The 12,794-nt window shown below is 62.1% G+C and carries 8 protein-coding genes and 1 pseudogene; 6 read left to right on the forward strand and 3 right to left on the reverse strand.

Features of this window, described 5'->3' with window-relative positions; translation table 11 throughout:
* Window positions 1-28: 28 nt before the first annotated feature.
* Window positions 29-907: pseudogene (locus tag RJT68_RS00175) on the forward strand (NAD-dependent epimerase/dehydratase family protein); the annotation flags it as partial.
* 52 nt (window positions 908-959) lie between these two features.
* On the opposite strand, the gene RJT68_RS00180 reads toward RJT68_RS00175, so the two are convergent.
* Together RJT68_RS00180 and RJT68_RS00185 are read right to left on the reverse strand one after the other, a co-directional pair.
* Window positions 960-1,166, reverse strand: coding sequence for a glycosyltransferase family protein (locus RJT68_RS00180; protein WP_407038360.1), 207 nt, complete (start codon window positions 1,164-1,166; stop codon window positions 960-962).
* 398 nt (window positions 1,167-1,564) lie between these two features.
* Window positions 1,565-2,821 carry a Zn-dependent hydrolase gene (locus RJT68_RS00185; RefSeq protein ID WP_407038381.1) on the reverse strand — a complete coding sequence of 419 codons (1,257 nt, stop codon included), beginning with the start codon at window positions 2,819-2,821 and terminating at the stop codon, window positions 1,565-1,567.
* Between the two features lie 724 nt (window positions 2,822-3,545).
* Here RJT68_RS00185 and RJT68_RS00190 point away from each other — a divergent pair.
* Window positions 3,546-5,630 (forward strand): hydantoinase/oxoprolinase family protein, encoded by a 2,085-nt coding sequence (locus RJT68_RS00190; protein WP_407038382.1) that lies wholly within the window; start codon window positions 3,546-3,548, stop codon window positions 5,628-5,630.
* A 6-nt stretch (window positions 5,631-5,636) separates the two neighbouring features.
* On the forward strand, window positions 5,637-7,463 hold the full coding sequence (locus RJT68_RS00195; RefSeq protein ID WP_407038363.1) for a hydantoinase B/oxoprolinase family protein: 1,827 nt from the start codon (window positions 5,637-5,639) through the stop codon (window positions 7,461-7,463).
* Between the two features lie 450 nt (window positions 7,464-7,913).
* On the opposite strand, the gene aglF is transcribed toward RJT68_RS00195, so the two are convergent.
* Window positions 7,914-8,669, reverse strand: coding sequence for a UTP--glucose-1-phosphate uridylyltransferase AglF (gene aglF / locus RJT68_RS00200; RefSeq protein WP_407038364.1), 756 nt, complete (start codon window positions 8,667-8,669; stop codon window positions 7,914-7,916).
* Window positions 8,670-9,138: 469 nt separating this feature from the next.
* Between aglF and RJT68_RS00205 the strand changes: the two genes are divergently transcribed.
* The 3 genes from RJT68_RS00205 to RJT68_RS00215 all read left to right on the forward strand — a co-directional run bounded on the left by RJT68_RS00205 (window position 9,139) and on the right by RJT68_RS00215 (window position 12,792).
* The gene (locus tag RJT68_RS00205; protein WP_407038365.1) at window positions 9,139-9,384 is read left to right on the forward strand and encodes a hypothetical protein; all 246 of its coding nucleotides are present in this window, start codon (window positions 9,139-9,141) and stop codon (window positions 9,382-9,384) included.
* A 505-nt stretch (window positions 9,385-9,889) separates the two neighbouring features.
* On the forward strand, window positions 9,890-10,624 hold the full coding sequence (locus RJT68_RS00210; protein WP_407038366.1) for an IclR family transcriptional regulator: 735 nt from the start codon (window positions 9,890-9,892) through the stop codon (window positions 10,622-10,624).
* A gap of 140 nt (window positions 10,625-10,764) precedes the next feature.
* Window positions 10,765-12,792, forward strand: coding sequence for a hydantoinase/oxoprolinase family protein (locus RJT68_RS00215; RefSeq protein WP_407038383.1), 2,028 nt, complete (start codon window positions 10,765-10,767; stop codon window positions 12,790-12,792).
* Window positions 12,793-12,794: the final 2 nt, after the last annotated feature.

A 12,794-nucleotide genomic window follows, 5' to 3' on the forward strand; every position in this document is an offset into this window, starting at 1 on the left:
ATTTTCATCACAGGTGTCGCCGGGTTTATCGGCGGTCAACAGTGACGGCAGCTACGACCTCGTCAGGGTTTCACTCACCGGGACATCGGCGACGACCTCGTCGCTCAAGCCGACGTGATCTACCACCAGGCCGCCCAGGCAGGCGTTCGCACGAGCGTCGACGAACCGACAACGGTCAACGCGTACAACGTCGACGGCACGCTCACCCTCCTCGAGGCGGCGCGCAAACACGACGTCGACCGCATGGTCGTGCTTCCTCCTCGTCGGTCGACGGCAAACCTGAGTACCTCCCCTACGACGAAGCGCACCCGACGACGCCCGTCTACCCGTACGGGGTGTCCAAACTCGCGACGGAGCAGTACGCGCGCGTCTATCACGAGGTGTACGGCCTCCCCACAGTCTCACTGCGGTACTTCACCGTTTACGGACCCCGCATGCGGCCGAATATGGCGATGTCCAACTTCGTCTCCCGGTGTCTTCGTGAGCGGAGCGAACGAAGGCCCGAAAGAGCTTGCTCTTTCGTTGTCTCCACGGCGAACCCCCGGTCATCTACGGCGACGGCACCCAGACGCGCGACTTCACCTACGTCGACGATGTAAAACGGGTCAACGCCCAGCTGCTCACCGACGACAGCGCCGACGGCGAGATTCTCAACGTCGGTTCGACCGACACCATCGACATCCGAACGCTCGCTGAGGTGATCCGCGACGCAATCGATCCCGACCTCGAGTTCGAGTTCGCTGACCCGCGAACGGGCGATGCCGACCACACGCACGCCGATATCTCCAAGGCGAACGCCCTGCTCGGCTACGAACCGACGACGGACATCCGCGAAGGCGTCTCACAGTTCATCGAGTGGTATCGCGATAATCGGGAGTGGTACGATCCCCTCGTCCGGAACTCGTAATCCTGGAGCGAAGGAGAGTTGATTAGGACGCTGAGACGCCGTTTGAACCGTACTAGTCGTCTTCGGCGACGACTGTCTCGGCACTCGTCTGCTCACGCAACCGTGCTTCGGCCTCATCCCTGTCTTCGGGATAGCCGACGTCGATCCGCCTCGACGGGTGGCGGATCGCGTCGATCGTTCGGCCCGACTGACTGAGCACGTCGATCGCTTCGCTGTGCTCATACTTGCCGCGACTCGAGGGATGGACTAATGCACCCACGTGGACGATCACTGGGGAGAACGTGGAGCAGCCGGCCAGCACCAGCGTCGACGGCGGTGCCGCGGACTTCTCACCGGCGCCGGGAGTCGGTCCCGCCTCATAGCCCGTGACTCGCTCGAATGCCAGTCCTCTGCGACCGCGTGATCGTGGCCGCTCTACCCTTGAAACCCCGAACGCGGCAGAACCCAGCCGTACGGCCCCGTGACGGGGCCCCGGTACGCTGACTTGCGGAGCGACGCCAACCGGTGCACGCGTCCAGCGAGGATCGGTCCGTCGTCAGGAGGTGACACGGAGCCAGAAGCGGGTCCCTCGATCGAGCCTGCGATCGACCACGCTCCGTGGTGGCTCGGAACCCGAGTCCCGAGGACCCCCTGGCTGTGGTCTTCGGAGTGCGATCGTCAGTCGGCGGGCGACCCCGTTGCGAGGTCGGCGAGGGCGGTGGCGAGCACGGCGGTCGCCTGGGCGCAGTCGTCCCAGTCGGTCCACTCGGCGGGACTGTGCGAGAGTCCCGCTTTAGACGGCGCAAAGAGCATGCCTGCATCGGTGACGGCAGCGACGTGCATGCTATCGTGCCCGGCCCCGGAGTGGAGCGTCGGCGCGTCGATCCCGGTGTGCTCGGCGCTTCGGTGGAGCGCCTCCTGGCAGCGGGACGCCATCGGCACTGGATCGATCGCGACCGTCTCGCGTAGCGTCGTCTCGACGCCACGCTCGCGTTCCAGCCGGGCGAGCGTCTCCTCGACGCGCTGGCGAACGGCGGTCATCGTCGCAGCCGTGACATCCCGGATATCGATGCCGAGTCGGGTGGTCCCCGGCACGACGTTCGTCGCATTGGGAGTGACCTCGAGTCGGCCGACGGTTCCGACGACGGAGTCGCTCTCCGCGAGCAGGTCGGTCGCTGCGTCTTCGACGGCTAACACGAGTTCTGCGGCGGCCGGGAGGGGATCGGTCCGGTACGCCATCGGTGTGGTGCCGGCGTGATTCGCCTCGCCGTCGATACGGACGTCGAGATGCAGAATGCCGGTAATCGCGGAGACGATACCGACCGGCGTCCCAGCCCGTTCGAGGCGGCGCCCTTGCTCGATGTGGAGTTCGAGCCAGGCGTCCCACGCGGCCGCGTCGATCGTCGCGTCGCCGTGATAGCCGATCTCGATGAGTGCGTCCTCGAGCGTCGTCCCATCGGCGGCCGTGCGCTCGAGGGCCGTCGCCGGCGATCGCTCGCCAACGGCGACGGACGACCCGAGGAGTGCACCGAACCGCGTGCCTTCTTCCTCGGTGAAGCTGACGACTTCGATCGGCCGGTCAAGGGCCCGCTCCGTTTCCTGGAGGGTTCGCACCGCTTCGAGCGCGGCGTAGACCCCCAGCGGGCCGTCGAAGATGCCGCCGGCCGGGACCGAGTCGAGATGACTTCCGGCGGCGATTGGCGCGGCATCCGGCTCGGCACTGGCCGGCGTCCAGCGGCCGACGATAGTGCCGACCGCGTCGATCCGCACCTCGAGGCCGGCCTCCTGCAGCCGTTCGCAGAGATAGTCGCGGGCTTGCTGATCAGCTTCCGTCCCTGTGAGGACGGTTCGGCCGTGGCCGTCATCAGCGTCGATCGCCCCGAACGAGGCCGTGGTTTCGAGATCATCCCGCAGTCGGCGTTGATCGATTTCCATCTGCCTGTCGTGAGAGCACGTACCAAGAGTGGCTATTCGTAGTTTACTGTTCTAGCCGGCGTCGGGCCCGCAGACCAGTGCGTGACGCGACGTCGACCGCCACGCCCCAATCCGCGCGGTGGGCGGCCGTGGGGGCCATCCGTGCCGAGCGATCCCGATCGAGCTCGACGGGGCGCCGGAGGAGGGCGGTGCCCACCCCGACGGGGCACCCGAACAGCCACGAGCGATCGATCAGCAGCCTGCTGGTGCCGGCTCTGAGAAACAGCGCCCCGACGGCAGAAGGGCGAGCCACCACGGCCAGACCAGAAGCGCGAGGCCCGACTGTTGGTGGCCACCGCATCGAGGCATGCACGCGGTTCCTGACCAGCCGATAGTCGGCGATCAGTATCGCGAGTGCCGGCGCGAGGAACGCCGACGAGCTGGTGCTGCACGTGGCGACCCACGGAGCTCCGCCACCGCGAAGCGCGCACCCGCGACCGCCTGGCCGACGAGAAGGGCTGCCCACCAGCTAGGAGCGGAGTGGGAGAGCCCCCTTGACCGCTCCGATGGACGACTCGGTCCCACTCCGTCCCAACTGCGGTCATGGCCCCATTCCTTCAACCGACCAGCAACCGTCTTCGAGGACATCGCACCCGACAATGCGCATAAAGATGTTCGCATACCTCCTCGGGATATCCGCTACCACGGTACCCATAATCTGTGGGAGCAGTTGTCTCGGCACGGAATGACAATACTTGGTGTAGATATCGGTGGGACGTTCACCGATATTTATCTTATCGATAATGAAACTGAAGCACAAGCGATTCATAAGGTCAGCACCACGGACGATCCATCCGACGGGGCATTGCGAGGCATCCGCGACATCTGCGAGCTGACCGACACCCCGCCGGGTGAGATCGAGTATCTCCTCCACGGGACGACGATCGCGACGAACGCCGTGGTGGAACACGACGGTGTCCCGACGGGAATGATCACGACCGAGAACTACCGCGATATCACGCATATCGGTCGGCATCAGCGCCCACAGAACTACTCAATTCAACAAGACATCCCGTGGCAATCCATGCCCCTGGTGAAACGACGGCACCGGAAAACGGTCTCCGAGCGGCTTACGCCGCCCGACGGGAGCATCGAACTCCCCCTCGATGAAGACGCGGTCGCCGAGGCGGCAGCCGAATTGAAAGCGGAGGGGATCGACGCCATCGCCGTCTGTTTCCTCTTTTCGTATCTAAACGACGCTCACGAACAACGCGCGAAGGAGATCGTCGAGGAGGTCCATCCTGATGCCTACGTGACCGCCTCCAGTGAGGTGTACGCACAATTCCGAGAGTTCGAACGGTTCACGACTACCGCGATGAACGCGTTCATCGGCCCGGCCGTCACGGAGTATCTGGCCCGGTTCAAGGAGGGCCTCGAAACCTTCGGCATCAGCGCTGATCTCCACATCATGCAGTCGAACGGTGGGATCGCGACCGAAGAGATGGTCGCCAACAAGCCGGTGAGCCTGCTGCTGTCGGGTCCGGCTGCGGGGATTCTCGGCGGGAAGTGGCGAAGCGAGGTGAACACGCCGCCCGACCAGCCGACGAATACAATCACCCTCGATATGGGCGGGACGAGCGCCGATATTGGGATTATCGACGATGGAGAGATCGTCGAGGCAAACGTCCGCGAGACCGAAATTGGGGGCTATCCTGTGCTGGCCCCAATGATCGATATCGAGACGATCGGCGCCGGCGGCGGTAGTATCGCGTATCTCGACCAGGGAGGTGCGTTTCGTGTCGGGCCAAAATCAGCCGGGGCCAATCCCGGGCCGGTAAGCTACGGTCGCGGCGGGTCCGAACCGACGGTGACCGACGCACACGTGACGCTGGGCCGTGTCCGTGAAGGATTTTTCCTCGGCGGAGCGATGGATCTGGCGGTCGATGCGGCCAGAGACGCGGTCGCTGAGCAGATCGCGGACCCGCTCGGGATGGGTCCTGTCGAAGCGAGTCTCGGCATCTTGGACATCGTCAACAACAGTATGGCGAACGCCATCCGAACGAAGACGATCCAGAAGGGCCGCGATCCCGAGCAGTTCACGCTCGTCACGTTCGGCGGCGCAGGGCCGATGCACGCAGCCGATCTCGCCCGCGAGTTGGACATCCCGCGTGCGCTGATTCCGGTGAACCCCGGCGTCCTGTCGGCAGTGGGGCTCTCGACGACGGATCTCCAGTACGACTATAGTAATACTGAGTTCTCCCTGTTCGACGAGGTAACCCACGCGAGCCTTGCCGACACTTACGCGGAGCTGCTCGCGCAAGCGCGGGAGCAGCTCAAAGCGGACGGGGTCGCTCGCGAACAGATACATCTTGAGATGACCGCCGATTGTCGGTACGTCGGGCAGGGATACGAACTCAGTATCCCCGTCGGGACGAACGGGGACGTAGACGAGCTCGAGACCCTTCGCGAGCGGTTCCATCGGGCACACCAAGCCGAGTTCGGACACAACTTCCCGGAGAATCCGATCGAAGTTGTCAACGAACGGGTGACGGGCCACGGTACCCTGCCGTCGTCCGAGCTAGTCGGCCTCCCCGCCGCAACTGAGCCCGTTGAGAACCGTGTTCTCACGACGGAGACCGTCCACTTCCGTCACGATGGCGAGACCGATGCGTACGAGACGCAGTTCTTCGAGCGCTCGTCACTCAGAGCCGGCCATCAGATTCAGGGGCCGGCGATCGTGAGCGAGAAAGACTCGACAATCGTCATCCCGCCGGATTTCACGGCACACGTTCTCGAGTACGGTGATATCGAACTCAACCAAACGGAGTGAGTCAGCATGTCCAGAGAATCCAATCCATCCCAGACGGTTACCGAGCAGACGAGTCCCCTGCTCGAAAGTGACGACCCGGAAGCCGAAATCGATCCCATCACTCGGCGCATCATCGGCGGCAGTCTCATCAACATCTGTGACGAGATGGGGCATAAGCTGACGCGGATGAGCTATTCAAGTATCATCCGTGAATCCGAGGACTTCGGGTGTGCGCTCCTCGACGAACAGGGCCGCCAGCTCTGTGAAACGGACAGCACCCCGCTACAGATGGGACCGATTCCGGCATACGTCAAGGGCGTTATCGAACTCTTCGAAGAGCGAGGCGAGACCTTCACCGACGGGGATGTGATTATCCACAATGACCCCTATTACGGTGCGAGTCACGCCCCGGACTTTGCGCTGATCGTGCCGGTGTTCCACGACGGCGAGCTCACGGCGTTTTCCGTGACGACGGCCCACCACCTCGAGATTGGCGCTGACAAACCGGGCACATGTATCATCGAAACGGTTGATTCGTACAGCGAATCCATCCGACTCGACGCGCTCAAGATCGTCGAAGGTGGCGAACGGAACGAGACGGCCTGGCAGATGATTGCCGACAATATTCGCACCCCGGATATGGTTATGGGCGATATCGAGGCCCAAATCTCCGCGGCCCGGGTCGGCGCGTCACGGCTCAACGACCTCTTTGACGAGCACGGCCACGATACCGTCAAGATCGCCGGTCAAGCGCTGATGCGCTACTCGGAGCGCATGCTGCGAACCGAAATCAAGGACCTCCCAGACGGCACCTACTCCGCCGAAGGGTATATCGACGGCTATCTCGATTCGGAGAACCCGGCTGAGAAGGACATCTTCTTAGCAGTGGATCTGGAGATCGATGGATCCGAGATCTCTGTCGACCTGTCGCGCTGTGACGACCAACTCGATAACAAGCCCATCAATATGCCGTTTGCGGGGACGGTCATTCCGGCCGTCCTCTTGGTGATCCGATCCACCCTTCTCGATACGGAGTCGTTCGAAATGGTCCCGCAGAACGACGGCATCACACGCCCGGTCTCGGTCCACGCTCCCAAGGGGTCGATCGCCAATCCGCGGTTTCCGGCCCCAACCATTGCGCGGTTCACGCCGGGCAACCGGATCGCCGATCTCACCCTCAAAGCGCTCGCGGAGGTCGTGCCGGAGAAAGTGTGCGCCGGTGTCGGGAACCTGAAGGTCGCGACGACGAGTGGGGTCACGGACGATGATGAGTACTGGGTCTACATGGATATCTCGTCGGGCAGCTACGGCGCTCGGCCGACAAAAGATGGACTCGATGCCGTAGACACGCTATATGCGAATACGCGGAATAACCCCATTGAGGATATCGAAACCCACTACCCCCTGCGGGTGAGCCGATACGAGCTGCGTGAAGACCAAGAAGGAGCTGGTGAATATCGCGGTGGGTACGGACCGATCCGCGAACTGCAGTATCAGAGCGACGGGCGACTCTCGATCGAAGGTGACGGGAGCAAATATCCGCCGTGGGGGTTCGCTGGCGGTGAGGATGGCTCTCCTGGTGCCCTTCTCGTGGAGGATGAAATTGACGAGTCGACGCCTCGGTCAAAGCTATCCAACAAACCGATTTCGAACGGGCAGCGAATCACGCTGATTGGACCATGCGGCGGCGGCTGGGGCGATCCGCTCGACCGACCCCCCGAAAAGGTCCGTGAAGACGTTGTCGACGATCTCGTCAGCGAGGAGCGTGCCAAGGACGTCTATGGGGTCGTTCTTACCGAGTCGCAGGAGGTAGATCTGGAAGCGACTACCAACCTCCGCGACCAGAAGCGCTAGAGCACCCGCCCGTCCCCTGCTTGAAATGGGTGGATGATCTCGGTGTATTCGATCACACCACTCGTGTTCGAGCTCCCGAACGTTCTCAGTGGGCCTGACAGGAACGCTGACGGGGTGGGCATGTTTGGTGGCAGTGTGGTGAGGGTGTTTTCCTGGTGGTTGATCTTCGCTGTGGTTGCGGTCGGAGTCGCGGGCCTTGGCTACTTCGCGAACAAATACGCGAAGAAGAACCGTCGACACGCACACCGTCTGACCCCCAGCTCCTCGTGCGCGCCCCTTCTCAGAGATTCGGAACAATGACGATGTATCGTTCAACCCCGAGTTCGACCCGCTCAGTGCGGAGTGCCCCTCGGTCACACTCCCAGCTCGCAGCTGCCCTGAAAAGACGACCACGCAGATGACCGATGGGACCGGCGCGACAAACAGGAGCTAACTAAGTAGCTGGGAGGGTCAGTCGGACGCGTACTCAAGGGTTGCATCCTCGTCAGTGTCCTCGCCCTCTTGCAGCCGCCGTTCGGCCTCGTCCCGATCCTCAGGATACCCAACGTCGATGCGCCACCCCTCTAATCCGATCGCGTCGATCGTCCGCCCCGACTGAATGAGTAAGTCGATCGCTTCACTGATCTCGTACTCGCCGCGATTGGATGGCTGCACCAGCTGGCAGGCGTGGAAGATGGCGGGCGAAAAGGTATAGAACCCGGTCATCACCAGATTCGACGGCGGATCCGCAGGCTTCTCCACGACATCGGTCACTTCGCCGAATTTGTTCGTCTCGCAGACCCCGTACCGACTCGCCTCCTCCCACGGCACGTCCTCGACCAAGAACGCAGCGTCCGCCCGGTCCTCCTGTTGTCGCCGGACGACATCCTCGAGGTTCGCCTGGAAGATATTGTCTCCGAGGATGAGCATGAAGTCATCGTCGACGTGCTCTTCGACGGTCAACAGCGCGTGTGCGAGCCCCTTCTGCTCGCGCTGATGGCAGTAGGTGATCGGCACCCCCTCGTAGGCGTCACCGTAGTGGTCGATGATTTGCTCTTTGAGATAGCCGACAACGACGATCAGCTCAGTTGCACCGAGGTCGACGAGCTGCTCGAAACAGTGGGTCAGAATCGGTTCCCCGTCGATTTCAACGAGGCCTTTTGGTTTGTCTTCAGTCAGTGGTCGCAGCCGTGTCCCCTTCCCTGCAGCCAGTACAACTGCTTGCATACCAATCCAATGATAGTATCGAGTCAAGTATTTTCTGATCATGGAGAATGTATCACTGCGGTATCAGTACGTTCAGACAGGGGGCCACGAGCACACCATCGACTGCACCGCACCGGGATTGGCCGCGACTCCCTGAAGATTTCAGGCCTTGTGCGGCGACCGTGTCAGCGAGAGACTCACGGCCACGACGTCCTCCGCTACCATCCCGGGGACCGACGGCTCTTTCCGCGCGAAAGGGCGCCAACGGCTGGATTGCTCTGAGTCACTTCGAGGCGGTCGCCGAGGCTTCGGGTGCGCCATTCACCGAGAAGTCCAACCGTCGGTCCGTTGTCCGTCAGAGCACCGCCATGCCACCGAGCATTCCTGAGGCCCAGCTACCTCTCGCGAGTCCACCGTGCTCACCAGCGACTGGCGCGACCGGCCCTCCACCTCGGTGTCACTGTCGTTCTCCTAGGGGGCGTTCGTCGGGGTGGTCGTCTCCGCTGGCGCCCTTGAGCCATCGCCGGAATACAAGGCCTACCCGGATGTGGACGACCTCGGGGCGAACGCCGATGACGACGTCGGTCAGGAGGTCGCGGTCAGTGGCGTCGTCGAGACGGACCCAGTTTTCAGTGCGGTCGCTCCCGAGGGTGGGTCTACGGCCGGCGACCGCGGGTGGACCGGCGACGGGCCCACGATGCGGCTATCGATCGAGATATGCGACGCCGTCGGCTGAGCACTTCAGTATGAACGTGAGAGCGGTCCAGGACGGCTCGTGAGAGCTCTCGACGCCCTTGCGGCGGCTCCACGCCTAGCAACCACATGATACGCTTCGATCGACCGTCAAAACCGGTGTAATTTCGCTGAGAAGGAGCGGAGCTACAAGGAGGAGGAATCGGCTGGGCGACCCCTGTCGGATTAGCTGCGATTATGACAGTGCACCAATTCTACGGCTATACCCTCCCGAACTCGTGGAGATGACTCGGAGTAGCCGCCAGTAAATACCGAACAGAGTTGGAATAGTTGTAACCCAAACCTGGTGGAACAAGACTGTCGGATTCGGTCCCACCGACTCCCGCTGGAGTTTATTGGTGCTTTCGAGACTCGACCGTGGACGAGTCCACCTCACAAATACCGAACGCACCACCAGAAGATTAGTATTCTGTCTGCTGGAATAAAGTAGGTATTAGTACTCGACTATCGATGGTAGGCGTATGTCAGGTCAAAACATGTCTCGGACCGTGAAGACGGCCGATACGGTCTTCACGATTATTGAAACGCTGCAGAAGCAAGATGGGTGTACGGTCACGAGGTTAGCCGACGAGCTCGACCTCGCGAAAAGTACCGTTCACGCCTATCTTGCGACCCTCGAGCGAAAGGAGTACGTGACGAAGGAGGACAAGACCTACCATTTGAGTCTCAAGTTTCTCGATCATGGGATGTATACGATGCGGAACAACGCGGTCGCGTCGGTTGCCCGTCCGAGCCTCGAACAAACGGCCGACGAGACGGGCGAGGTCGTTTGGCTCATCGTCGAGGAACACGGCCGGGCTGTGTACGTGGACCGGGCCAAAGGCGAGAAGGCGGTCCAGACGAGTGGCCACCGCGGCTTGCGTACGTATCTCCACTTTCTCGCGGCCGGGAAGGCGATTCTTGCCAATCTCGATGAGAAAACGGTAGCGGGGATCATCGACCGGCATGGGTTGCCCGCCCAGACCGGGAACACGATCACCGACCGGGAGCGGCTATTCGAGGAACTCCAGCGCGTTCGGGACCAGGGCTATGCGTATAACAACGCTGAGGAAGTAGAAGGGGTCCGGGCGATTGGTGCGCCCATTACGCAGAATGGGACGGTCTATGCTGGCGTGAGTATCGCCGGCCCAACGGCTCGACTGCAGGATGCCGAATACGAACAACGGATGCGCCAAGCGGTCATCGAAGCCGCGAATACGATCGAGTTGAATCTCGAGTACTGATCGCACGGCGATATCTCAGTCGGGGGGGGAAGACCGCGCGTGGTGGTGGCGCGAAGGGGGTGGAGTAAAGGCCGGGCGGGAATGGGGGCCGTGTTCGGCCACCCACGCGGTATAAGGGTGTTTCTCGAGTGACGTGTGGTATGTCCACAATTGCAGTGGATGTCGGTGGGACACACACCGACCTGTACGGGTGGTTGAGCGATGAACAACGGGCGGTCCAGGAGAAAGTCCCGACGACGGCCGGTGATCCGACCGAGGGCGTCATGCACGCGCTGCAAGCGGCGGACGTCGATCTGACGGCAGTGGACACGTTCATGCACGGGAGTACGATCGCCACGAACGCGGTCATTGAAGGGGAGTATGCGGCGACGCCGTTCATTACGACCGACGGCTTTCGTGATCTCATCGAGATCGGCCGGTATCACCGCGAGGAGTTGTACAATCCGTATCAATCGAAACCGGCACCCCTGACGGCGCGGCGCCACCGCTTTACGGTGCCTGAACGGATTGACGAAACCGGCGACGTCACGACTGCTTTGGACGAACAGGCCGTGTATGACCTCGCCGACCAGTTCCAACGAGATGAAATCCGTAGCGTCGCGGTTGGGTTTCTCAACTCGTATACGAACCCCGAACACGAATATCGGGTCAAAGAGATCCTTGAGGAGAAGGTCGATGACCTCTACGTCGCGATTTCGTCAGAACTAAGCCGGAAACTCGGCTCGATTGCACGGTTCAATAGCACGATTATGAACGCCGCCCTCGAGCCCGTCATGGCGGGGTATCTAGATAAACTCGACCGGAAACTCGCCGACGAAGGCTTTCGGGGCTCGTTCTACGTGATCCGGTCGGACGGCGGCGTTGCCGGGACGGCGAAGGCGAAACGGCAGGCCGAATCGACCATCCTCTCTGGGCCCGCCGCAGGCGTGAGGGGGAGCCAAGCGATCGGCGACGTCCTCGGGCAATCGAACGTCATCGGCATGGATATGGGCGGAACGTCGACGGACGTCTCGCTGATCGAGGAGGGCGAGCCGCTCATTACAACGGAATACGAGGTCAAATTCGACATTCCGTTGGTCAAGCCGATGCTCGATGTGACCACCATCGGCTCCGGTGGTGGTAGTATCGCGTGGATCGACGAGGGCGGCTCACTGCGGGTCGGCCCCCAGAGTGCGGGTGCCGATCCGGGGCCGGTCTGCTATGGGCAGGGCGGCACTGAGCCCACGATCACCGACGCCCACCTCGTACTCGGGCGGCTCGATCCGGAGACCTTTCTGGGCGGCAAGCGCTCGCTCAACAAGGAGGCTGCGTCGCAGGCGATCGAAGACCTCGCCGGGCGGCTGGGAATGGACGTCCTCGAGGCGGCGGAAGGTATCCTGAAGATCGCGAACGAAAACATGGCCGCGGCCGTCCGTGAGACGACGATCGAGCGCGGGCAGGATCCGCGCGACTATTACCTCGTCGGCTTCGGTGGCTGTGGACCGATGCATGCAGCCGAGGTTGCCGGGAGCCTTGACGTCACCTCCGTCGTGGTACCGAGCGCCTCGGGGGTCCTCTCGGCGGTCGGAGGCACGATGATGGATATCCAACATAATGATGATAAGACGTTCTACACCCCCGTCGAAGCAGTCGACCCGTCCACGTTAGCGGCCGAATTCCAGGAACTCGAACGGGCGATCCGGGAGACGTTCGACGAGGAGGGGATTGACCCGTCGGACGTCGACGTCGAGCGGGTGGCAGAGATGCGGTACGTGGGCCAGACCTACGAAGTCGATGTCCCCGTCCCCGCCGGCAGCCTCGACTCGGCGACCATCACCCGACTGCTGGAGACGTTCCACGAGCGCCACGAACAGGAGTACGGGATCGCCTCCGACCAATTCCCTGTGACGTTCGTGAATCTGCGGGCCGTCGGACGCAAGCAAACGGTCGAACACGAGTTCCGAAGCCCGAGTACAACCGCCAGCGGTGGAGACGTCACCGACACCCGGGAGGTATATTTCGACGGCGAATGGCAGACCACGTCGATCTACTATCGGGACGGGCTCGAACCCGCGTCGGAACTTGAGGGGCCGGCCATCATCGAGGACGCTCACTCGACGATCACCCTCAATCCGGGAATGAACGCGGCGGTCGACGACCACGAGAACATCGTTATCACCACGAAGTAATG

The organism is Halovalidus salilacus, from assembly GCF_031852275.1.
GTDB lineage: Archaea > Halobacteriota > Halobacteria > Halobacteriales > Natrialbaceae > Halovalidus > Halovalidus salilacus.